Genomic DNA, 22,762 nt, shown 5'->3' with positions numbered 1-22,762 from the left:
TAACTGATTCTATAATTCAAAAAGATCCAGGGATGGTTTCTCCATATCCATATAGACCATCCGGCTGTCCCTGGACTGATTTTTTCCAAGAAGGATATTAAGCACAGCCATCATCTGAAAGGATGCAACAAGTGCCGGAGACAGGACCGGCGTACCTAAAAGGTGTTCGGCGGAACGGGCCTCTTCCTGGCCGCCATAGAGCATTTCCATGCGCCCATCCAGGGGCTGGATGACCATCACACGCCCCCCAAATCCGGCAACGGCCCCATGCACCAGGGGTAACCGGCATTTGCCGGCAATTGCAGCCAGGGTCAATCTGTCACCCGGCGTATCAAGGGCATCAACAATCACCTGGACATCTGCAAACAGGTCATCCTGATTTTGATCCGTCACCGCAATCCGATGAGCAGTAATCCGTACAGTAGGATTGATCAGCCGGCAGCACTCCTGCACCACTTCGACCTTGGGGTTGCCCAGACTATTTTGGTCCGCAAAAATCTGACGGTTGAGATTGGTTTCATCAAAAAAATCCGGATCAAAAATGTGTAGCGCGCCGACACCCAAACGGGAAAGCCCTTCTATAACACGCCCCCCAAGGCCCCCTGCCCCGACCACGGCCACTTGGGACGTTTGCAGGATGATCTGCTCTTTTAAAGTGATGGAAGGCATGTTGCGAAAATAACGTAAGGGTAAAATACCCTTTTCCATGCTTTGCAGATACACCTGATGCAAGGGGATGTTCAAGATATCAGCCAGTTCCCACAGATCCTGATCGGAAATAACGCGGAAACGCTTCCCTTGGCAGTCTTTTTCAGTACGGGCCCTGGATTCCAGTGAATGATCCTTTGGCATCATCCGCCTCCAATTGGGGGAAAAATCCCCACACGGTCCTTGTCTTTCAGGGAGGAATCCAGGGATGCGCCAACCCCATTGAGAAACACCAGCTTAATATCCTGTTCAGGAACACCTAAACGCCGGGCCGCATCCCGTATCGTGGCAGGTCCGTCAAAACTGAGACAACCGTCGGAATCCATATCCCCATGGTCGGCATAGGAGGCAAGGGTGGCAAAAAGCCTGATTTCGATTTTCATTTCATGCTGTCCGTTTTTTTGTCTGATTTTTTATCCGATTCTTTGTTTGGGGAAGAGACAAGCCCCAAGAGAAGCCGGTATGGCCCGGGGGTACCGGGCGGCAGGGCCGCGATCCGGTCTCCGTCATGAAGCAGTGTGTCAAGGGGTGCGATCTTCCCGTTAACAAAAACCCCTTCAATCTCCTGGGGGGCGATTCCCAGACCGTCTAAAATATCCTGTACACATTGACCATCATCTAAATCAAGAACCGCATCTACACAAGGAATATTTTGCGCTTTAAGTTTTTTCTGCAGAAATGAAAACGCATTAAATAGTATAGAGCCCATGTAATCTCCGGCATTGCATAAAAAAACACCGGAGCAGCCCGCACGCGGCACTGCCCCGGAAAACAAACGGTTAAAACACAAATTAGAATTTTACGGCTTCAGACAATTCCTCATCTGTGAAATCCCAAGAGACATTGTGCGGTGCAACCTTTTCCTTGAACATATCGGGCAGTTGGTCATCCTTGGGCGTAAAACCGGCCCGGCGGTTAAATTCCAGCTCGTCCTTCAGAATGGAAATACCCAGGTTTACCACATCATCAGTCGTAAGACTCAGGCCATATCTGGCATTGATCATATCCACAACCAGCTGCAGACCTTCGGGATTGTCAAGTATGGGAAAGGCCACGAACAGACACAACCCGGCAGCATCAATGGCTGCGGTGGCGATCTGCAGCGTCTTGGAGGTTTCCACGTTATTGTCCTTTTTCAAAGGATCAATGGAACCGCCTACACCTAAAATGTTCTGGCACACACCGTATCCTGCGGTATGATCCGCGCCCATGGGAGTTGTGGCATATGTGACACCCACAGCTTTGACCGCCCTTGGGTCATAAGCCGGCAGGGCCTGACGTTTTACCACCGGCACCCGGTCAACGCCCAGGGCCTGGCCTGTAAATGCCGCACCGTTTCCAATGATTTTACCCATGGGATCGCCTGTGCCCACTTTTTTAAGCAGCTCTATGGCCGCCTTGCCATCTCCCCAAGGGATAACGCCGCCTTCCATGGCAATACCCATAGCCACACCCGTATCAATGGTATCCAGGCCATACTCGTCACACAGCCTGTCCATCATGGCAATATCATCCAAATCCTTGATCAGACAGTGGGAACCAAAAGCCCAGACCGTCTCATATTCAAACCCCGAGGTAAGGTAGTTGTTGTCCTTGTCATTGTAAATCTGGGAACATTTGATCACACAGCCCGGATGACACCCTTCGGCTGCAACCCCGCCGCGCTTTTCAATGTTGGCGGCCAGAACTTCGCCACTGATCTCCTTGGCATGTTCAAACCGTCCGGTCCTGAAATTCTTTGTCGGCATGGCACCGGCTTCATTGATAACATTGACCAGTACGGCGGTACCAAAGGCCGGCAGGCCCTGGCCTGAAACCGGATGGGTCGTGAGCAGTTCCACCCATTTTTTATTGGCAGCCTTAAAGGCTTCGGGATCATTAAGCTCTACACGCCCTGCACCTTTGTCATCCACCACAATGGCTTTGATCTTCTTTGACCCCATGACCGCCCCAAGACCGCCGCGGCCGGCAGCCCGACCAGGATGGCCTTTGGGATCGGCAAAGTGGATGGATGCGGCTGTCAGGCGCTGTTCCCCGGCAACCCCAATACTTGCAGTGGCCACACGTTTTCCAAACCGGTCCCAGAGCTTTGTGATCATATCGCCGTTGTTTACACCCACGTACTCGTCTGCAGCAAGGAACTCAACACTGTCTTTTTTAATAACAATCATGGAGAACGCATCGTCCTCGGGTTTATCCTCCAAAACCAAGGCTTTAATCCCAAGCCGGGCCAATTTCTGAGAAACCAGGCCGCCGCTGTTACTCTCTTTGATGCCGCCGGTCAACGGAGATTTTCCGCCCACTGAAAGCCGTCCTGAGTTGGCAGCTGGAGTACCCGACAACAATCCCGGTGCAAAGACCAGTTTGTTATATTTGCTTAAAGGATGGGATGTGGCAGGGACTTCATTTAAAATCATTTTCGACGTCAGGGCCCGTCCGCCAAGCCCTGCAATCTCTTCAGCCGGTGTTTCAAATGAATACGTTTTTTCCCTGGTGTTAATTCTTAAAATTTGTGACATGTGGTGCTTGCTCCTTGAATCTGTACTTTAAATCGGCCAGTCTTTTTTCACAATCCACCGCTTAAAAACTTGGCCATGTTTTACACTGCTCTATATATTAAAGTTTAGAAAATTCCATGTCAACTAATTAAAATCATTATATTTTATAAAATTCAGCATTAAGGCAAATAAGTTATTCTTCAAGATTAACAGTTAAAAACAGGACCACCCAGAAGAAAATTCTAACCTATACGAACAAATTCCGACACATGAGAGATTACTGAATTACTTTCATGATTTGTTTTGGAGTGGTCCTGGATGTTGATAGACCAGGTCGGCCCATGGCCGTTATTCGAATTTTTGGTCCGGCGCCAGGGCATATTGAGATATATGCCCTTAATTATTTTTGCTGCCAATCAACGCCAGAAGCCGGGTTTCATCCCAAACAGTGATACCGAATTCTTCGGCTTTGGTCAGTTTGGAACCGGCCTTACTGCCGGCAATAACAATATCGGTTTTCTTTGATACCGACCCTGTCACCTTGGCACCCAAGGCCAGCAGCTTTGCCTTGGCCTGATTCCTTGTCAGCGTTTCAAAACTGCCTGTCAGGACAATGGTTTTTCCATTGAATGCGTTATCCTTTCCATCGGCTTCACCGTACAGGTCATTGGTAATGGATACGCCTGCACCAAGCAAATTTTTCACCGTTTTGATATTTTCTTCAATGGAAAAAAATCCGGTCACTGCCCCGGCCGTGGTGTCCCCCATGCCATGGATGCTGCTGATCGTCTGTGTATCTGCGGCCATCAGTGCATCAAGATCCGCAAACTTTTGAGCTAACAGACGGGCCGCATGCTCGCCTGTGTGGTCAATGCCCAAAGCAAAAATAAACCGTGGAAAAGAAACTGTTTTGGACTGCTCAACGGCAGCGATGATATTGTCGGCAGACTTTAATCCCATACGCTCAAGCCCTGCCAGCGTATCCCGGTCCAGATGAAAGAGATCGGCAAAAGAGTTTACAAGTTTTTGATCCACCAGCTGTTCCACCAGCTTTTTGCCGAGCCCGTCCATATCAAACGCTTTTTTGGATACAAAATGGCGGATGCGCTCTTTGATCTGGGCGCTGCATTCGGCATTAATGCATTTGACGGCAGCTTCGCCCTCAAGGCGTCTTACCCTGGAACCGCAGACCGGACAGGTGTCGGGCATGGTAAACACCCGTTCTTCACCGGTACGGGCTGCAGGAATGATTTTCACCACCTTGGGGATTACATCCCCTGCCCTGGTGATTAATGCCGTATCACCGATACGGATATCTTTTCGTTCAATCTCATCGGCATTGTGCAGGGTGGCCCTGGAAACCGTTACACCGCCGATGTTCACCGGCGCAAGTTCCGCCACAGGGGTCAGGGTTCCGGTGCGGCCCACCTGGACTGTAATATCCAGTATTTTACTGGTCTTCTCCATGGCCGGAAATTTATAGGCAATGGCCCACCTGGGACTTTTTATTTTTTCGCCCAGGGCCTGCTGGATTAAAATATCATCCACCTTGATCACCATGCCGTCGATGTCATAGGCCAGTTCCGGACGAAGACCTTCCAGATGCTTAAAATGCTCTAACACTTGCTGGATTGAGATTCCTTTTTTAATAAGCGGATTCACTGGAAATCCCAAATCTGAAAGAAATTCAAGCATCCGGGCCTGGGAGGAAAAGTCAAGACCGCGCACCACACCCACACCATAGACAAATATGGTCAACGGCCGCTGAGCTGTGATCTTTGAATCCAGCTGGCGCAGGGAGCCTGCAGCAGCATTTCGGGGATTGGCAAAAACAGATTCACCTTTATTCATGCGGCGCTGATTAAGCATTTCAAAATCTTTATGCCGGATGATCACCTCTCCGCGCACTTCAATGAAATCCGGTACAGGTGTTTTAGTGTCCATCAGACGCAGGGGCACAGATCGGATGGTCCTGATATTTTCCGTGATCACCTCGCCTATGTATCCGTCCCCCCGGGTGGTGGCCAAAACCAGTACCCCGTTTTCATATGTCAATTCCACAGCCAGGCCGTCCAGCTTGGGCTCTGCCGTATAGGTCAGGGCATGGGCCCCGGAAGTTTTCAGACACCGGGTATGAAACTCCAGAATCTCCTGATCATTAAAGGCATTGTCCAAACTGAGCATGGGGACCGAGTGGGGGGCCGTATCAAAGGCGGTCAAGGGCGGTGCCCCGATACGCCGTGTGGGGGAATCTTCCGTGACAAGCTCAGGGTAGCGGGTTTCAATGTCAATGAGCTGCCTCAACATCATGTCATAGGTCTGGTCATCAATAACCGGATCATCCAATACATGATAGCGGTAACTGTGTTCTGTTAATTCCCGGCGCAGTTTTTGCGCCTCAATCCGGCATGTCTCAAAATCCATGGGCAAGTTTTCCCGTCAATGTCATGGCAACGCCACAGGCCTTTTTGCGCATGGCTTTAAACCTTTTTTTATCAAAACCCGGGTCCCAGGCGCCGTCTGCCCGGGCAAGGCTGTCGGACACCACAAGCAGCGCCGCGATGGGGATTTTTCTAAACGCGGCGGCCGCAAACAGGGCCGAGCACTCCATCTCCACGGCGCAGGCCCCTTTATCCTTGTACCAGGACACCTTTTCGAGCGTTTCCCGGTAAATGGCATCCGTGGTCCAGATAGTAGCTTGGGGGTGGGCCTCAAGCCCGGCTGCGCCAAGGGCGGCAAAAAGCGTTGCGGTAAGGCGGGCATCGGCATTGACTGCCGGAAAATCACCCCGTAAATCCACATAATGCCGGGATGTCCCCTCATCCACCAATGCATTTTCCGCCACCAACAGATCACCCGGGGAAAGATCCGGGGAAAGGCCGCCACACCAGCCCAGAACAATAACAGCCCGGGCTCCCTTTGCAATCAATGACTCCAGCAGCATCACCCCATAGGGCGCCCCGATAAAAGGACCGGTCACACTCACCCCCAAAGGGTCATCTTCTTTGACCAGCAGACTGCTGTTAAAAAAAGCGCGGGACTGCCACTTGCCAAACCCCTGGCGGATCAGTCCCATATCCGGGTCCGCGCTGACCATCAATGCAGCGGGCCCCACGCCCCTTGCTTTTCTTTTCCCTAACGGCGGAACAATTGAAGGGCTATTCAGGTCCGACCATGTCGGATAATTCATCTTTAACCTCATCAATAATGTCATACAGCCACATGACATCTTCCACGGAGAGCCGGCCCGCCTTCATGGGCGCCCGGTCCGATCCGTCTTTTTTCTTCAAAATTCTGGGACCGACCTGTAGTTTGGGTTCGCCCTGGCCATACTGCATGATGGAAATAATTAATCCGGTTTCCTCATTTTTCCATTCAGCTATCTTTTTATCCTGTTCGGGATCATATCCTGCCATATTTTATCTCCTTTTATCGATTAATGTACAAAAATTCCTTTGGGATCTATGGCCGTATCCAGTACCATCGCCCCGTCAATGGGATCAAGAATTTTCTGCCACTGTGTTTTCAGCTGATTAATATCTGCTTCTTCACCAATGGCCCACAGACAGCCACCGCCCCCGGCACCGGTGAATCTGGCCCCGCAGCCTTTCGCCTTTGCCGATTCCCACAGCTTTATACCGGTATCATCCAACACATCCGGGGTCATTTCACAACGAACAGCGGTTTCCCGGTTCATTAACCGTGCGGCCTCCTTAAAGGAAAAAGCACCTAAAGCGTTGGTAAATTGCCGTGTAAGACGGGTGATCTGTTCAAATGCATCATACGCCCTGCCAGATCTAAAATCATTCACCCACCGGGAGTTGACATCACTGGACTCATGGGGAATGCCGCAATAGGCCACCAATATATGGCGATTCAATTTTTCTATTTCTTCATGGGAATCAAACACCGGGCAGCGCTGAAATTCAGGGCCTTTATGTCCAAAAGTCCATTCCCACAGATTCACGCCCCCAAAGGCTGCAGCCGCCTGGTCCTGGACCCCGCACAGCACACCTGCCACGGCACCTTCCAGATAATGGGCCAACCAAACAATATGTTCAGGGTCAATCGGTTTTTCCAAAGCAGTATAAACGGCAGCAATAATGGCCACAGCAGCACAGGAAGATCCGCCAAGGGCACTTCGGACAGGCGATTCCGATTCAATGTGCAGATGTACCCCATGGACATTAAAATACTGAAAAACGGCAAACATCAGCCCCATGGGGCCGTCCCATCCCTTCTCATCCCGGCTGCGGTCAATGGTGTCAAAACCCTTGGAAGAAATTTTAATCCGTCCCTGTTCCCCCGGCGACAGATAGACATGGGTGCGCATATCAAGGGCCAGGTTCAGGGTCGCCGGCTTCAAATCGGCCAGGGGCAGATAAAAGGTGGAAATATCCAGGGTGCCGCCAAAATCAATGCGGCAGGGCACGCAAACATGTATCTGTTTGTTCTCAAGTATTGGGGCAAGATTCATATTTCAGATCTCATTTTATGTAAAAACTTCAAGCTATTGAAATTACGTCCGATATGAAACGGGATAAAGGATTCAAGCAGGGTCTCGCCCTCCTGAATGGCAACGGAAGAAAACTTGATTCGATCTGCCCGGGCCATCTCCACGGTATTGATCCAGGACAATTGCTTTAAGGTCCCCTTGGACACCCAGCACCCCCGGGCACCGCCGCCAAAAGGTCCGGCAGGGTCCTGCACCCCGCATATACAGCCCTTGCACTGTGGGCAAACGACCCGACCCGCTTTAAAATCAAACCAAAGCTTAGCCGAATCAACGTCCTCTATACCTGTACGACAGGCATCGCACTGGTCAAGCCCCGGAGAAAACCCGGATAACCGCATAAAACGGATCTGAAACAGCAGGCTGATCACTTCGGTTCGGATAAAACCGTCATCCACCATTTCAAGGGCCGTGTAAAGCAGTTCAAAAATATCGGGCTGGGCCTTTCCCTCCTCCAGCCATTGGGTCACAATTTCCGTCCAGTAGGAGGCATAAGCCGTGTTCAGCACATCATACCGGATATGGGAAAACCCGTTTTCAAGGACCGTCTGGCACAAATTAATCATGGCGTCCCTGTTTTTTTTGGGAAAGGCGCATTGAATATGATTGACCGAAAACAGATCCATGGCACCGGAAAACCTGCGCACACTCTTTTTGGCGTTTTTTGCCATCACACTGATCTTTCCTTTATCCCGGGTCAGAAAAGTGATGATCAGGTCGTGATCTCCGTATTCAATTTTGCGAAGCAGTATGGCGTCCGTACTGAAATCGCCCATATTGTTCTCAAAAACCAAGCAGCAGCCTTGTAATCGTGAAATAGCAGTAAACGCTGATCAGGTCCATGGTGGTGGTGACAAAGGGGCCTGTGGCCACTGCCGGATCAATATTGAGCCGCTGGAAAATCATAGGCACCGAGGTCCCCACAAAAGCCGCCACGGTCATGGAAGACAAAATTGAACATCCAACGACCACGGACAAGGCCCAGGAAAAGGATTCGGCCATAAAACTAAACTTGGCCACAGCGGCGATTAAAGCACCATAGGTCATTCCCAAAATAAACCCGACGCCAAGTTCCCTGGAAATGACCTTGGCAAAATCCCGGATATTCACCCGGCCCGTGGCAATTCCCCGGACCACGATGGTGGCACTCTGGGTGCCGATGTTACCCCCCATGCCCATAATGATGGGGAGAAAAGCGGCAAGACCTGTGAGCTGAGCCAAAGTGGATTCAAACCGGCCGATGATAAAAAAGTTGGCGATTCCGCCAAGGCAGCTTGCAAACAGCCAGGGCAACCGGATCCGGGTACCTTTGAGAATGGACTGTGTCTCAACATAATCTTCACCCACACCCGCCATTTTCAACATATCTTCGGTGGCGCTCTCGTGCAAAATGTCAATGACGTCATCCACGGTAACAATACCGATAATCCGGTTATCATCGTCCACGACCGGTATGGCCAAAAAATCATACCGGGAAACCAGACGGGCCACAACGTCTCTGTCCGTATAAGGCTTGACCGATACAATATCCGTGGACATGAAATTTTTAAGGGGTTTATCAGGGGATTCCACCACCAACTGACGAAGGGAACTGACCCCAACGAGCTTGCCATAGCTGTCTATCACATAGATATAGAAAGGCATCTCAACATCAAGATACTTGTTTTGCAGTGCTTCGATAACCTCTTTTGCCTTTACGTCTTCTTCCAGTGCCACATAATCCTTGACCATGAGGCTGCCGGCAGTATCTTCATCATAGCTCATGATCTGCTCGACATTGTAAGATTCTTCCTTTTTCATTTTGGACAGAATCTTGTCGGACACTTCCTCGTCCAGGCATCCGAGCAGCTCGGCAGCGTCATCCGAAGCCATGTGGTCAAAAACAGTTACCAGCTTGTCGAAATCTACAATTTTGACAAAATCCACAAAGGTCTTTTCAGGCAGGTGAGAAAATAACAGGCCGATATCCTCGGGATTGTCCAGCAAATTAAACAACTTTTCCTGGTTCAGGGGGGTCAGATTCTCAAAAACGATAGACAAGTCTGCCATGTGGGTTTTTTTTATGATATTGAGAAGCTGCTTATTGGCTCCCCGGCGTAGCAACCGGGTAATACTGTTCTCAAGTATCAGAATTTGCTCTTTTTGCATGGGTAACGTTCCTTTAGGCAGACAGCATTGAAGGGGGCTAAAGCATTATTTTAATGTGAGCACTGTTTTTAAGATTTTCCATCCACTTTTTAAACTGTGCTTCCCCGTGTTCCCGATATAAAATATTCTGGATCTGTTTTTCAACCTCTTCTTGCACGGGGCCCTGTCCCTGGGAAATGATATCCGCCACATAAAGAACCTGGTAGGAATCCCCCATATCTATGGGCCTGGAGTATTGACCCTTGCCAACCCCCTCAAGCGCCTTTTTGATCTCATCGCTGAAACTTGATATGTCAAACGTACCGAGTTCACCACCGGAGGCTGCATTGGAGCCGATTGAATAGTCTTTGGCAACCTGTGAAAAATCAATGTTGTTTTTCAATTTTTCCAGGACCGTGGAAAGATCCTTTGAATTTCTTACGATTATATTTTTCAAATGATATTTTTTCTTGCCCTTGAATTCCTGATAATGGCTGTCGTAATACGCTTTTATCTCCTCATCCGTGACAACGATTTTGGCACGGACAGCCCTTGAAACGATCATACTCTGGAGAATCTGCTCCCGAATTCTTTCGCGATATTGCTCAAGGGTCATACCCTGGGCGGCCAAGCCGAGTTTCAGACTTTCCTGGTCAAGATTGTGCTCTTTTTTAAAATTTTCCACGGCATGATCCACATCCGTGTCATCCACGCCAATGCCCATTCGTTTAGCCTCCTGGACCACCAGACTGTTTTCCACCAGTTGATTGAGCATTTGGGTATACATTTGCGTCATCATCTCTTTTTTCCGGGCCAAAGACTCCTGGGATGCCTCAATATTTTCCCGGTATGGGGCCGCTGCCAAGTCAAGTTGGGACAGGGTGACAATATCGTTATTTACAATGGCGACTATCCGGTCAACCACCTCCTCCTGGGCCAGGCAACTTGCCGCCCCCCAAAAACCAAGTAAAAAAACTATTAAAAGAATCTCTCGTTTCTTTCCCATACATCCGCCTTATTAATTTTCAGCGTTTATTAAAAAGGAGCCTAACACCTGTCTGTCAATGTGCACAGGATAACTGTCCTGTATTCCCTGCAGCCATTCTCCAAACACTTCCTGACTTTTTTCCATGCGCAACCTAAGCACCAAATCTTCTTCATCCATCATTTTTGAATTATCATTGTTCTGGACTTCGGTCTGTTCTGCAAAGCGGTCGTAAAAGGCAATCATGTCCTCTGGATGAATATTCTGGGACGCCACCAGATCCTGCATGATTAATTTCTGGATGACCATATCCTTTTTTAATCTCTTTTTCCAGACAGGATATGATATGGCCCTTTCAAGTAGCATCCGGTCAAAGCTGTCTTCCGGATAGTCTTTTTTAAAGTCGTCGACGGCAGCTTCAAGTTCTTTGGCACAGACATCAATCCCTTTGGCTGAGGCGGCCGCCAGCAAGACAGCCTCATCAGACAAATCAGAAACAAGATCCAGAACCATGGCATTATATTCCCGGGGATTGTCTTTTATATCATAGGGGTAGTTGGCCTGTTTGACCTCTAGTTCCAGGGCAAAATCAGCCCGGCTGATTTCCACGTTGCCGGCTTTTATGATGCTGACTTTCTGTTCAATTTTTTTCTGATCCGTACACCCGGATCCCAGTACAATTGCAAGCCCTGCGGCTATGAGCAATATAACCCCAAAAGACAAGGTATTTAAAAATCCCCTTGAAAATCCATTGACGTCTTTTATGCCGTACCAGATATTTCCAATACCGTTCATTTTATATTCCCATTGTGACCCACTGCCATGAGCCGGTGTATGTATTTTGGGAATTTTTCCTTCAAAAATTTTTCAAAACAAAGATAAGAAAAAGAAGCAAATCATGGCCCGTTTCCTTAAATTTTGGAAACTTTTAGCATTATGCCTGTTTTTTCGCAACCCCCCCTCAAACCATTGACACCCCCTCACGAAAACATAATCTTTGAAGAAAACCAGGTTAATCGGACAAGGGGAAATGGCAGGCCGTCAGATGCTCCGGGTCATGGTGACGGACAGCAAGCGTTGGCGCCTTCTCAAAACATAGAGGCCGAGCCACGGGACATCGGGAAGAAAATCTACAGCCCAAAGGCGGATGTTCCGCTGAAGGGATTTCACCTTTAAGCGGGGTTCTGTTTGAAGGATGATCCGGATCGGCTACGGGGACAGCCTCCAACAATGCTTTTGTGTAGGGATGGCCCGGATGGTTATATACCTTTTGGGCATCCGCAATTTCCATGATACGGCCCAGATACATGACAATAATGCGATCAGACATGTGGCGGACCACCGACAAATCATGGGAAATAAACAGGTAAGTAAGGTCCATTTCAGACTGCAGGTTCAGCAACAGATTCAAAATCTTTGACTGAACCGAGACATCCAGGGCGGAAACCGGTTCATCACAGATAACAATCTGTGGGGTCATGCTGATGGCCCGGGCAATACCGATGCGTTGGCGCTGCCCCCCTGAAAACTCATGGGGATATTTGGTCAAAGCCCCAGGGTCAAGGCCCACCTGCTCCAGTAACGACGCAACCTGAATAGCCGTTTTTTGTTTAGACACCCCGTGGATACGAAATTTTTCTTCCAGGATCTGACGTACGGTCTGCCTGGGATTTAAGGATTCAAAGGGGTCCTGAAAAATCATCTGCGCCCGGGTTGAAAACGCTTTACGCATTTTCCGGGTCATGGAGGACAATGGTTCTCCATCCAGAAGAATGCGCCCCTGTGTCAAAGGATACAACCCCATGATACACCGCCCCAATGTGGTTTTTCCGCACCCGGATTCTCCCACGATACCAAGGGTTTCCCCCTTGAAAACCGAAAAACTGACATCGTCCACCGCATGAACATTACCGGTCCGGCGCATGAAAACACCCGAAGTGACCGGAAAATATTTTTTCAGATGCTGAATATCCAGAATCGGTCGGCAGCTTGCTGCATAGTCTGAGTGTCCCATTCATCCTTTTCCGTATAACGGCCACGGGCCGTCCTTGGTCTATCTACACCAAGACTTCGGCCCACAACAAAGCTTGAAAAATCTGAGTAACTTACCCAGACTTTCTTATAAACGCAATTTCCAAATGACCTGCACCCGGAAAATAGCACGACAGGTGCAAAAAAAACAAGATACTTCAAAACACCCAAGGCCGCAGCTATGGTAGAAAAAACTAACCATTAAAAATAAAACAAAAATTTACATTTTTTCAATTGAATTATTACAAAATTTGTTCTATTTTGCTCTTTCTTGAATATGGAGACATGGGTTATGATCACGGACAGAAAAGACATAATTAAGAACGGATTTTAAAGAAATGGTAAAAAAAAGGACGCAAAAAAAGGGCTTCCGAACAAAACCGTTGTTCAAAAACCCTTTGAGAATAGTCTTACTGGACAGTTACATTGACCGCTGCAGGCCCTTTCTGTCCGTCCTCTACATCAAAAGTGACCCGGTCACCCTCATTAAGAGATTTAAAGCCTGTTGCATTGATGCCGGTATGATGCACGAATACGTCAGGTCCCTCCTCCTGCTCAATAAATCCGTACCCCTTTGCATCATTAAACCACTTTACGATCCCATTTGCCATTGCGACTCTCTCCTTACTTGTAGTGAATAAATTTAGTTTCAAACTCAGGTCCTGCCACGCCAACAATGGGGTCCAGCCCTTAGAACGAAACTTTCAAAGCCCTGCATTTCGCAGCTTTGAATGTATATTATTAGCTTTTGCTTAAAAATCAAGGATTATTTATTAAAATTTGATTTTTTTCCGCCGGAATGTGCCAAATGACACGCGGCAAAATGGTCGGAAGAGACGGATATCAGCCGGGGGAGATGCTTTTCGCACGGTGTATATGCATGTTCGCAACGTTTTGCAAACCGACACCCGGCAGGCATTTCAGACAAAGCAGGCACATTTCCGGGAATGGTGGGAAGCGGCTCTTTCGCCGTTTGGGCCCGGGAGGGTATGGATTGCAAAAGTTTTTTGGTGTAAGGGTGAAAGGGATTCCGAAACAGGGTTGTCACAGAGGCGCTCTCCGCCACGGTACCGGCATACATGATAACAACCCGGTCGCAGTTCTCTGCAATCAGTCCAAGATCATGGGTAATTAAAATCACAGCCATCCCCGTTTTATCCCGAAATTGAAAAATGAGATCCATAATCTGGGCCTGCACGGTTACATCCAGGGCCGTGGTCGGCTCATCGGCAATAAGAATATCGGGTTCACAAGCAAGCGCCATACCGATCATGACCCGCTGGCGCATCCCACCGGACAATTGATGGGGATACTTTTTCATGACCTGCCGGGCATCTGGGATTCCCACCTTTGCAAGCATCTGTGACGACGCCCTGATTTTTTCTTTTTCTCCCATGCCCGGGGAATGCAGGGAATAACTTTCAACGATCTGGCGGCCTACGGTGTGAACCGGGTTTAATGCGGTCATGGGTTCCTGGAAAATCATGGATATTTTCTTGCCCCGGATTTTACCTAGGGCGTCAGTGGAAAGGTCAAGCAGGTTTTGCCCTTTGAACAGGATCTCTCCTTCTTTAATTTTTGACACAGGCTTTGGCAACAGCCGCATTAAACTCAAGGCCGTCACGCTCTTGCCGCACCCGGATTCCCCGGCAATACCCAGTACCTGGCCGGACGTAAGTTCAAAACTGACATCATCCACGGCAAGGACCTGTCCCTGATCGGTCTCAAATGCAACCCCAAGATGTTTAACAGCTAAAAGCGGTGGACAATCCTTTTGATTCATTCTGAACGGCCCTTTCTTTTATATTTGTCGTCAATGATGGTGACGGGGGCAAACACCTGTCCCGCTTTCACGGCGGCAAGGGTCTGTTGCCGAATGTGCTCATCAATCCAAAAAAGCCCTCCCGTATCCGAGGCAAAAGGATCAAACAAACCATCGGACACAGGGGTGCCGTGAAATGCAGGCAACCGCATCCACCGCCAATATGCCAATCGGACATAGGGTACCATATAAGAAGGTACATACGCACAGATATCATGAATCTTATCTTGAATCGTTTTGGACAGATTGATGCGCTCCTGCTCATCCAGGCTGTCCCGGTACCGGTCAATGAGTTTGTCCAGTTCAGGGTCATCCGTGTTGGTAATGTTGTTGGTCTGGGGTTTGTGTGCGTTGTCCGAGTGCCACCCCTGCCAAAAGGAGGGCCGCATACCGGTACTCCACCCCATCCAGGCCACATCATGTTTTTTTTCCAGGGTTTTCTTGAACATGGCCGTGGGATCAAGACGTTCCAGCTCCAGGTCAATGCCGGCCTTGAGCGCTTCTTCCTTCAAGACGGCCAACCGGGGCATATGCTCTTCCAGATAATAGGTAACGGTAACGGAGAATCGCATATCCCCTTTCTGCCAGATGCCGTCCGGCCCTCTGTGCCAGCCGGCCTGGTTCATCAGCGCTTCTACCTTTGAAATATCGTACCCACGGGGTTTAATGGTGTAATCCGTATAGTCGCCATAGCCATAAAAAGCCTGGGGCAATCGGAAATAATCCCCCCGTAAAACCTGCTTGATCACCTTATCCATGTTCATGGCATGGGCAAAGGCCTGCCTGACCCGAATATCCTTGAATATGGACCGATCCAGGTTCAGCCACAGTCCCCTGGACGGCTGTTCCAGATCATTAAAAAACCAAATCCGTTCCACATATCCTTTATTAATAACCGGGGTGTTGGATTTCTGGTGCCAGAATTTGGGCAGCACCATACCAAAGGTATCCAGCCGGCCTTTCTTAAAATATTCCCACTGCATGTTGAAATCACGGATTACCGTAAAAAGCACCGAATCCACATTAAACCGGTTTTTAAAATACCGCCGATTTTTTGCCCACCACTGTTTTTTACGAAGAAAACGGATAAACCGCCCTTTTTTAAAGTCACTGATCTGATACGCCCCGGTATTGGGCACGACCGCCCAGTTGAACCGAGATACAAAATCACCCCCCAGTTTTTTAAAAAAATGTTCAGGCGTTGGACTGATGCCAAGTTTCAGATAAAGGTCCGGCACGGCCTTGGTGCTTTTTACCGCAATGGTGTAGTCGTCAAAGGCGGTAACGGATTCGATCTCCCGGGTGTAGTAATCATTATACCAGGGTGCCACAATATGTTCAGAACGCATGAACGTAAGGGTATACAAATAGTCCCTGGCGGTAACCGGCACCCCGTCTGACCACAGGGCTCCAGGGTCCAGCTTGAAATACATGGTTTTTTTATCAGAATCATAGGCCCAGTAGGTAGCAAGCTCGGGGATAATTCGCCGGGAGACCGGATGAATATTGATCAAAGCGAGCTGATTGTTCAAAATTGCGCTTCTGAAAGAGCCGTTGGAATCCGGCCCCACCACCCTGAAGGTCATGGGGAAATTTATGATGGCTTCCCGGATCATCCCGCCTTTTTCAGCGTTGTCCGAGGCAAACACCGGGTCTGTATCATTGGTGAGCCATTGTATATTATCCGGCAATTTTTGATACACCAGGGGTGCAAGCCCCGCATTGGAAGGCAGTTCAGATGAGGGCGCATCTTGGGGCCGGTCTGATGATGAACATCCCAACAACCCGCCTAAAAGGCTAAACAAAAGAATAGCCGATATTGCAAATAGAACCCGTCTGGACAGCATCTTTATTATATCTTCCCGAGCGTGTAAAAAGATTACAATCAATCCTTGACAGCAATTTTCAAAAAGTAAAACAATACAGCAATTTTTAACCTGATCCAAGAGGAGTTTTCATCCCATGATCCTCCATGTGGACATGGATGCATTTTTTGCTTCAGTGGAACAGCGGGATAACCCGGACCTTTTGGGTAAACCCGTTATTGTGGCAGGGCATTCCAGCCGCAGTGTGGTATCTGCGGCCAGTTACGAGGCAAGAAAATTCGGCATCCACTCAGCCATGCCGGTATTTCAAGCCAAACAGAGATGCCCGCATCTCATTATCCAGCCGGGCAGCCGGGAAAAATATGCCCGGGATTCAAGAAAGATCATGGGGATTTTAAGGCAGTTTTCCCCTTTGGTGGAGCCTGTTTCCATTGATGAAGCCTTTCTGGACATCACGGGCTGTGAAAAACTGATCGGAACGCCTGAACAGGCAGCAAAAAAAATCAAAACGGCAATTGTCAATCAGCTCGCCCTGACCTGCTCAGTAGGCGGGGCACCGGTCCGGTTTCTTGCAAAAATCGCATCGGATATGAACAAGCCGGACGGGCTGACCATTATCTCCCGAAAGGACATGGCCCAGGTGATTGACACCCTTCTCATCAGTAAGGTGCCGGGCGTCGGCGCCAAGGCCATGGCCCAGATGCAAAACCTTCAAATCGAAACCTTAGGCGATGTGAAGAAATTTGATCCCAAGCTGTTAAACAACAAATTCGGCAGCTTCGGACAAAGGCTGTTCCAGCTGGCCCAAGGGATTGATGCCACCCCCATAGAACCGGAAAGGCCCCGAAAATCCATCTCCGGTGAAGTCACGTTGTCCCGGGATATTTCAAATCCCCGGGACGTAAAATCAGTGCTTCTTGCCCAGGCACATAGAGTCGGCACTGAACTGCGGGCCGGCAACCAAAGATGCAAAACGGTCAGCATTAAACTTAAATTCTCCGATTTTTCCCAGATCACCCGGAGCAAAACACTTGAAACATGGATCTGCTCATCCAATGCAATTTTTGACCAGGCCGTATCATTATATAATAATCTAAAAATTACAAAAAAAATCCGTCTGGTGGGAGTGGGGGTATCTGAATTCCGGAACCGGGAAACGCCCGTACAACTGTCTTTATTTACAGATAAAAACCAAATAAATAGCAGACAATGGGAGGATGTGGACCGGGCCATGGATTCGGTTCTCGCAAAATTCGGCCCGGATGCCCTAAAAAAAGCAAACCTAAAAAACTATAAAGTTTCAAACAAATACATAGGAGACCAGAAAATGAACCCGCTTTGTGCTGTGGAAGTCAATATTACAGGAAGGGTCCAGGGCGTATGCTTCAGGCATGAAACCCACCTGGCCGCCCAGGACCGCCGGCTCTCAGGTTATGTCAGAAATATGCCCGACGGATCTGTCCATGCCCTGTTCCAGGGTGAGCAGGGAAATATACAGGATATGCTGGCCTGGTGCCGCAAAGGAGCCACGTTTTCAGAAGTAAAGGATGTCAACACCCGAACGGTTCCAGTGGATCATGCATTAACACATTTTGAAATCCGATATTAGAATCCCAGGTCCTCATTGACAAGTATGATCTTTATCCGGCCTTGTTGAAAGGATTTTTCCGTTATGGTCCAGTAATTACAAATTCTGTCCGGGCTTGAACAATCGTGGCAGAACCCCTTTTTGGCACAAGGTGTTTTCTTGTCAAGTTTCATGCAGTTTACAGGCGCCGCATAATTTTTAACCCGGTACATGGCATCTTCAATATTCCCGCAGATCTTGTTACGGCCCACAATGAGCAGCACATGTTTGGGTCCCCACATGATAGCTGCCACCCGGTTGCCGATCATATCCAGATTGACCAACCGGCCGTCTTCGGTAATGGCGTTTGTCCCGGTGATAAACAAATCGGCCATCAGGGAACGCCTGCGCAGTTCAAATTTCTGCTCTGCCGGTAAACTTGTATCAAAAGTGTCCATCACTTCAAAATCGGGGTTGTCCTTTAAGGCATGGAAAAGACCTGTGGACACAAAAGAGACAGAACCACCCCAGGACACGCTCTTTGCCCCCAGGGGCGGAATGATGGTGCTCAAGGCTATTTCCTTGGCCTTTTCTGCGGAATCAGCAATATAAACGTCAAACGTATTGGCTTCAAGACGTTGCTTTACGGCTTCCAGCTTCAGCTGCCAGTAATTATTTATGGGATCTGTCATTATTCCTCATTTCAAATTAAATGTCGCCTTAATCCTGGCATTATTTTCTTCATCTTCAGCAACAGGATCAGGCTCTGTAACAAAGACACGTCTTATATCAATCTTGCCCGTTTCTGTCAGATAACGAGCGACTTCATGCCCACGTTCCCGCCCAAGCGCACTTAAGGCATCCCCATCCAGGGGCATGCTGGTAACCAGAAGCTTTTCTTTTTCATCAAGAGTCAACTCTTTTTCCTTTCCGGATGCGTCCCTGGGTTTGGGGAACTGGGCCCTGTCATAAGACTTTTCAATGAGACGGGTACGTTTCTCTTCATCCAAATCAGCCAGTTTCACCGTACCGTCTGCGGGCAATTTTTTGTCCAAGGACAAGACCATGGCTTCAAAAGCCTCATATCTTAACTGCTCACCATCGTATCGGTTATTGTACAGGCTCATGATTTCAAGCTTCAGGCTCGGTTTTTTACCCAGAACCGTTATAAGCTTGTCCAGTTTTTCTTTCTGGGCCTGACCAAGCCGGCTTTTTCCCGGATCAAACGTCACATATCCCAGATCCTGACCACTGCCGACACCCACAAGGTTGCCTAAAAATTTAAACGGGGCCGTCACAATTCCCATAATGAAATTTCTCAGAACCGTTCCCACAACTTTTCCGAAATGAAATTTGGGATCACTGATATCCCCGGTAATGGGCAGATCCAGGTCAATTTCGCCCTTGGAATTTTTAAGTAAGGAAATGGCGAATTCAATAGGAAGAGAGGTTGCATCCTTACTGTCCACTTTCTTGCCCAGAGTCAACTGGTCAAACAGGACGCGATTGCTTGAATTCAGCTTATCCTGATCTATATTGTAATGCAAATCCAGGATCAGTTTTCCCTTTTCAATTTCATACCCCAGAAACTTTTTGGAATAGACATTAAATTTAGGCAGCTCGATATTTTTAAAGGAGATGGTCAGATCAACAAAACGATTGTCTTTTAGAGGATCCACCTGCCCTGTAATATCCAAAGGTGCATACCCGCCATGGACACCTTTGAGTACAAGCTGGGCATGTGTATTGCCCCTGGATGACAGTCCTGTGAGGCTGCCTGCAATCTCGGTCATGTTGGCGGTAAAATTGGGTTTGGTAAAGTAATCGCTGAAATTGATATGGCCACCCTGCAGGGTAATGGCATCAATGCGGATATCGGGCATCGCACTGCCGTTCTCCTTACCCGATGCCGCCCTGTTCTTGGGTTTATTTTTTGCCGCGGTTTTGTCTTCGGGCTGTTCTACCATGATCTCTTTGTAATTGAGTTGGGCGTCTTTGTTCAGTATAGCCCGCTGATAAAAATCGGTCAGCGCGATTTCTTTAATTATCACCTTCATGGGGTTTACTGAAATATCCATGCCCGTGGCATACAACGATTTGCATGCAAAGAAATCTGTGTCATCCACCTTGTTTTTAGACAAAAAATTATTAAGGGAAACCCGGCCCTTGTATGTGATCGTTGGCGGATCATTTTTCTTTTTGGCCGGGGTCATGACCACGGTTCCCTTGGTGTCGAGATAACCCTTGGATATTGAAATCTTCAAAAAATCAGTAAAATAAGGTTCTGCCGTATTCACGTCAATCCGGTTGAGGTCAATGTTTACCGTTGCCGCAGGACCTGAAATGTCAAAGCTTCCGTCAAGGTTAATTTCTCCCTCGTTCTTATTGGTCATGGATGCTTTGAAGGTTGCTTTTTCCCCTTTTTTTGTGGAAATATTTTCAACGGTGACACCAATGTCTTTCATAATCACTTTCACCGGCTCTTTCTTTGCCTGATCAATGAACTGAGCCTGACACCGGTCTAAAACCGTTTTATGAATCGTTGCAATCCAGGCCGGTGCAGACACGTTCTGCTCACCCTGCGTGGTTAAGGCCTGTTTTGTTTGTACAGGTTTAGCTGTCGTAACCGTTTGGCCGGAATCCGCTCCTGTTTTCAGGGCCTGCTCAATCGCTGTAAGCAGATCCATCCGGCCGTTTTTGTCCCGGTTAACCTCAACCTGGGCCTTATGCAATTCCACAAGGCCCACCTCTGCCTCCTGTTTTAAAAGGTTGCAGGAAATCCGGGATAATGCCAGTTGATCGAACTGCGCCAGGGGCTCTTTTTTGCCCTGCTCCGTCAGACCGAATTTATCAAGGATTACCCGGCCGTCGGCGATATTTACACCTAAACCCGCCTGGGACAGCCCCACCTTAAAGTTCAGTGCAGCGGCTACATTTTCAAGGGTGACATTATCGCCAAGATAGGGTGCCAGATAGGGGCGAAAATTATTAAGGTCAATGCCGTTCACGGAAACAGTGCCGTTGACAGCCAGATCATTTTGAATATGAAAATCCCCGGCCGTTTTTATCTCTTCGTCATCCCCGGTCAAAATGTGAAGGTCATACTTTCCTGCGGCCTTGGCACCTAAGTGTACGTCAGTGAGGATAAAATCCAGGCTGGAGATCTCTTTAACCACCTCTGGTGATACCATCTTATCCCTGAAACGGATATGCATGCGTTTCACGGCGGCCTGATTGATAGTCACAGTAAAGGGCAAAGATAGTGCAATGACCGGATTTAAAGAGTCGTTGTTTTCTTGCACCGGGGCCGCCTGATTCTGAATGACCGGCACCCCTCCGGTATCGGTTTCGGACGGGATCTCTGCAATTTGTTCGGACGATGCCGGCACATTTTCGTTGGCTACAGTATGGGGCACCGGGGGGGCAGCATCCGCACCATCGATCTTTGAATAATCAGCAGAGACAGCCGGAGATTGAATCTCATCGGCCTGAGTCGTTTCATTTTCAGCTGCCGCCGTATCGGCTTGGGCAGCCTGATCCGGGGAGACTTCTGCCTGGGTGCCGGAATTTAATGCGTCCGGCGTCCGGGTAGATGTTTGGGGTGGGGATGCCGCTTTTGTTCCCGGCCCAGGGGGAATCAGATTGATACCCCCCTGGGCATTGCGTTCAACAAACAAAGAGGCCTGGCCAATGGACATCTTGTCCACCAGAAAATTCATATCAAATACATTCCGGGATGAAGCCTCCACCGTCAGCTGAGGACAGGCAAACAAATTGCCCCCGGCTACACTGTCCAGATCTATATTTTTGACTAAAGTCTTCAGGTTAACGGCAAGCATTTGGTCTTCAGCGGCTTTTCCGTTCGGAATCTCATATTGGCCTGAAACGGTCAGGGCAAGGTTACCGGCGGATTTGATTTTATAGGGCGCCGGCAGATCAATATAGGGAGCAAACGTGTTGAGATCCAATGGCAGCATATTCAGTGAAAACGACAGTTTACGGGTGACATCAAAAGGAACACCCGTTACATCGACATCCACCCGGGCCTTATCCATCAGGCAACTCATAACTGCCTTGATAGGCGTTGCCAGATCCTTTTCCATGGTACTGACAAAGGGAAGATCAAAATTTAACTGCGCCACTGAATGAGTGACGGAACGGATATGATCGGTGAAAACCAGGGCCCCGCCCGTAATTTTTACATTAGACACCTTGATTTCAAACAAAGCGCCGGGCTCATCTTCGGCGGTCTCCGGCTCCGGTGCGGCCGTTGTCTTTTGCCCTTCAAGCAGATCTGAAATATTTAAGGTGTTGTCCTTATTCAAATGAAGGGAAAATTCAGGTGCCGTCACCTGAATATCCGAAATCACCGGGGCCAGATGAAACAAGGAGGTGGTGGACAGGTTAAGATAAATCTCTTGAACCGAGGCTAAATTTTCCCCATTGATTTTACTTTCAATGGAAAAATTTTTAACCCGGGCTTCCAGGGTGAACGGATTAAACGATATGGATTCAATCCGGGTTTGCCTTCCAAGGGTTTCGGTCAAAGAATTTACAGCGATGCGTTTTCCGGCCCAGGGCGCCACAAGTCCTGTTAAAAGCAGATAAAAGATAAATAGGGCGGCAGCACTTAAGGCCACTTTTTTTACCGTAAAATATTTCTTCATCACTTCTCCCCAAACAGC

The 22,762-nt window shown here is 48.7% G+C and carries 19 protein-coding genes; 1 reads left to right on the top strand and 18 read right to left on the bottom strand.

Annotated elements, in window-relative coordinates:
• Positions 1–9: 9 nt before the first annotated feature.
• The 16 genes from B147_RS0112475 to B147_RS0112395 form a co-directional block, all read right to left on the bottom strand.
• Complete coding sequence (locus tag B147_RS0112475; RefSeq protein WP_083927889.1) at positions 10–855, bottom strand: HesA/MoeB/ThiF family protein; 846 nt, start codon at positions 853–855, stop codon at positions 10–12.
• Entirely contained in the window at positions 852–1,091 is a 240-nt protein-coding gene (locus B147_RS0112470; protein ID WP_020587533.1) for a MoaD/ThiS family protein, read from the bottom strand. Before B147_RS0112470 ends, B147_RS0112475 begins: the two co-directional genes overlap by 4 nt.
• Positions 1,088–1,417 carry a MoaD/ThiS family protein gene (locus B147_RS28280; protein WP_033397362.1) on the bottom strand — a complete coding sequence of 110 codons (330 nt, stop codon included), beginning with the start codon at positions 1,415–1,417 and terminating at the stop codon, positions 1,088–1,090. Before B147_RS28280 ends, B147_RS0112470 begins: the two co-directional genes overlap by 4 nt.
• A gap of 82 nt (positions 1,418–1,499) precedes the next feature.
• Positions 1,500–3,227 (bottom strand): aldehyde ferredoxin oxidoreductase family protein, encoded by a 1,728-nt coding sequence (locus tag B147_RS0112460; protein ID WP_020587531.1) that lies wholly within the window; start codon positions 3,225–3,227, stop codon positions 1,500–1,502.
• A gap of 375 nt (positions 3,228–3,602) precedes the next feature.
• On the bottom strand, positions 3,603–5,630 hold the full coding sequence (ligA, locus tag B147_RS0112455; protein WP_020587530.1) for an NAD-dependent DNA ligase LigA: 2,028 nt from the start codon (positions 5,628–5,630) through the stop codon (positions 3,603–3,605).
• Positions 5,620–6,396 (bottom strand): nucleoside phosphorylase, encoded by a 777-nt coding sequence (locus tag B147_RS0112450; RefSeq protein WP_026259629.1) that lies wholly within the window; start codon positions 6,394–6,396, stop codon positions 5,620–5,622. The genes ligA and B147_RS0112450 overlap by 11 nt, the downstream gene beginning before the upstream one ends.
• Positions 6,365–6,622: a hypothetical protein gene (locus B147_RS0112445; RefSeq protein WP_020587528.1), complete on the bottom strand. Its 258-nt coding sequence runs from the start codon at positions 6,620–6,622 to the stop codon at positions 6,365–6,367. Before B147_RS0112445 ends, B147_RS0112450 begins: the two co-directional genes overlap by 32 nt.
• 20 nt (positions 6,623–6,642) lie before the next feature.
• Positions 6,643–7,683 carry a GHMP family kinase ATP-binding protein gene (locus B147_RS0112440; RefSeq protein ID WP_020587527.1) on the bottom strand — a complete coding sequence of 347 codons (1,041 nt, stop codon included), beginning with the start codon at positions 7,681–7,683 and terminating at the stop codon, positions 6,643–6,645.
• The gene (gene recO, locus B147_RS0112435) at positions 7,680–8,495 is read right to left on the bottom strand and encodes a DNA repair protein RecO (RefSeq protein ID WP_026259628.1); all 816 of its coding nucleotides are present in this window, start codon (positions 8,493–8,495) and stop codon (positions 7,680–7,682) included. Before recO ends, B147_RS0112440 begins: the two co-directional genes overlap by 4 nt.
• A gap of 7 nt (positions 8,496–8,502) precedes the next feature.
• Positions 8,503–9,867 carry a magnesium transporter gene (gene mgtE, locus B147_RS0112430; protein WP_020587525.1) on the bottom strand — a complete coding sequence of 455 codons (1,365 nt, stop codon included), beginning with the start codon at positions 9,865–9,867 and terminating at the stop codon, positions 8,503–8,505.
• A 37-nt stretch (positions 9,868–9,904) separates the two neighbouring features.
• Positions 9,905–10,852 (bottom strand): SurA N-terminal domain-containing protein, encoded by a 948-nt coding sequence (locus B147_RS0112425; protein ID WP_020587524.1) that lies wholly within the window; start codon positions 10,850–10,852, stop codon positions 9,905–9,907.
• 12 nt (positions 10,853–10,864) lie between these two features.
• A complete protein-coding gene (locus B147_RS0112420) occupies positions 10,865–11,626 on the bottom strand; it encodes a SurA N-terminal domain-containing protein (protein WP_020587523.1) in 762 nt (253 codons plus the stop codon).
• A 217-nt stretch (positions 11,627–11,843) separates the two neighbouring features.
• Entirely contained in the window at positions 11,844–12,845 is a 1,002-nt protein-coding gene (locus B147_RS0112410) for an ABC transporter ATP-binding protein (RefSeq protein WP_020587521.1), read from the bottom strand.
• A 427-nt stretch (positions 12,846–13,272) separates the two neighbouring features.
• Positions 13,273–13,473, bottom strand: a complete 201-nt coding sequence (locus tag B147_RS0112405; RefSeq protein ID WP_004071947.1) for a cold-shock protein — start codon at positions 13,471–13,473, stop codon at positions 13,273–13,275.
• A 155-nt stretch (positions 13,474–13,628) separates the two neighbouring features.
• A complete protein-coding gene (locus tag B147_RS0112400; protein WP_020587520.1) occupies positions 13,629–14,645 on the bottom strand; it encodes an ABC transporter ATP-binding protein in 1,017 nt (338 codons plus the stop codon).
• Positions 14,642–16,531, bottom strand: coding sequence for an extracellular solute-binding protein (locus B147_RS0112395; RefSeq protein WP_033397361.1), 1,890 nt, complete (start codon positions 16,529–16,531; stop codon positions 14,642–14,644). The genes B147_RS0112400 and B147_RS0112395 overlap by 4 nt, the downstream gene beginning before the upstream one ends.
• Before the next feature lie 115 nt (positions 16,532–16,646).
• Between B147_RS0112395 and dinB the strand changes: the two genes are divergently transcribed.
• Positions 16,647–18,119 carry a DNA polymerase IV gene (gene dinB / locus B147_RS0112390; RefSeq protein ID WP_020587518.1) on the top strand — a complete coding sequence of 491 codons (1,473 nt, stop codon included), beginning with the start codon at positions 16,647–16,649 and terminating at the stop codon, positions 18,117–18,119.
• Here the strand turns inward: dinB and B147_RS0112385 are convergent.
• Positions 18,116–18,769 (bottom strand): lactate utilization protein, encoded by a 654-nt coding sequence (locus B147_RS0112385; protein WP_020587517.1) that lies wholly within the window; start codon positions 18,767–18,769, stop codon positions 18,116–18,118. The genes dinB and B147_RS0112385 overlap by 4 nt on opposite strands.
• 6 nt (positions 18,770–18,775) lie before the next feature.
• A complete protein-coding gene (locus tag B147_RS32910; RefSeq protein WP_020587516.1) occupies positions 18,776–22,744 on the bottom strand; it encodes a DUF748 domain-containing protein in 3,969 nt (1,322 codons plus the stop codon).
• Between the last annotated feature and the right edge of the window lie 18 nt (positions 22,745–22,762).

This window comes from Desulfobacter curvatus DSM 3379 (genome assembly GCF_000373985.1).
Taxonomy (GTDB): Bacteria; Desulfobacterota; Desulfobacteria; order Desulfobacterales; family Desulfobacteraceae; genus Desulfobacter; species Desulfobacter curvatus.
The sequence above is the reverse complement of the archived record's forward strand: the minus strand, read 5'-3'. Positions and strand labels throughout refer to the sequence as shown.

Coding starts and splice junctions, on each gene's coding strand:
- B147_RS32910 (WP_020587516.1), bottom strand. CDS start 22,744: ATGAAGAAATATTTTACGGTAAAAAAAGTGGCCTTAAGTGCTGCCGCC.
- B147_RS0112395 (WP_033397361.1), bottom strand. CDS start 16,531: ATGCTGTCCAGACGGGTTCTATTTGCAATATCGGCTATTCTTTTGTTT.
- B147_RS28280 (WP_033397362.1), bottom strand. CDS start 1,417: ATGGGCTCTATACTATTTAATGCGTTTTCATTTCTGCAGAAAAAACTT.
- B147_RS0112410 (WP_020587521.1), bottom strand. CDS start 12,845: ATGGGACACTCAGACTATGCAGCAAGCTGCCGACCGATTCTGGATATT.
- B147_RS0112470 (WP_020587533.1), bottom strand. CDS start 1,091: ATGAAAATCGAAATCAGGCTTTTTGCCACCCTTGCCTCCTATGCCGAC.
- B147_RS0112475 (WP_083927889.1), bottom strand. CDS start 855: ATGATGCCAAAGGATCATTCACTGGAATCCAGGGCCCGTACTGAAAAA.
- B147_RS0112450 (WP_026259629.1), bottom strand. CDS start 6,396: ATGAATTATCCGACATGGTCGGACCTGAATAGCCCTTCAATTGTTCCG.
- B147_RS0112460 (WP_020587531.1), bottom strand. CDS start 3,227: ATGTCACAAATTTTAAGAATTAACACCAGGGAAAAAACGTATTCATTT.
- B147_RS0112420 (WP_020587523.1), bottom strand. CDS start 11,626: ATGAACGGTATTGGAAATATCTGGTACGGCATAAAAGACGTCAATGGA.
- B147_RS0112425 (WP_020587524.1), bottom strand. CDS start 10,852: ATGGGAAAGAAACGAGAGATTCTTTTAATAGTTTTTTTACTTGGTTTT.
- ligA (WP_020587530.1), bottom strand. CDS start 5,630: ATGGATTTTGAGACATGCCGGATTGAGGCGCAAAAACTGCGCCGGGAA.
- recO (WP_026259628.1), bottom strand. CDS start 8,495: ATGGGCGATTTCAGTACGGACGCCATACTGCTTCGCAAAATTGAATAC.
- dinB (WP_020587518.1), top strand. CDS start 16,647: ATGATCCTCCATGTGGACATGGATGCATTTTTTGCTTCAGTGGAACAG.
- B147_RS0112440 (WP_020587527.1), bottom strand. CDS start 7,683: ATGAATCTTGCCCCAATACTTGAGAACAAACAGATACATGTTTGCGTG.
- B147_RS0112405 (WP_004071947.1), bottom strand. CDS start 13,473: ATGGCAAATGGGATCGTAAAGTGGTTTAATGATGCAAAGGGGTACGGA.
- mgtE (WP_020587525.1), bottom strand. CDS start 9,867: ATGCAAAAAGAGCAAATTCTGATACTTGAGAACAGTATTACCCGGTTG.
- B147_RS0112385 (WP_020587517.1), bottom strand. CDS start 18,769: ATGACAGATCCCATAAATAATTACTGGCAGCTGAAGCTGGAAGCCGTA.
- B147_RS0112445 (WP_020587528.1), bottom strand. CDS start 6,622: ATGGCAGGATATGATCCCGAACAGGATAAAAAGATAGCTGAATGGAAA.
- B147_RS0112400 (WP_020587520.1), bottom strand. CDS start 14,645: ATGAATCAAAAGGATTGTCCACCGCTTTTAGCTGTTAAACATCTTGGG.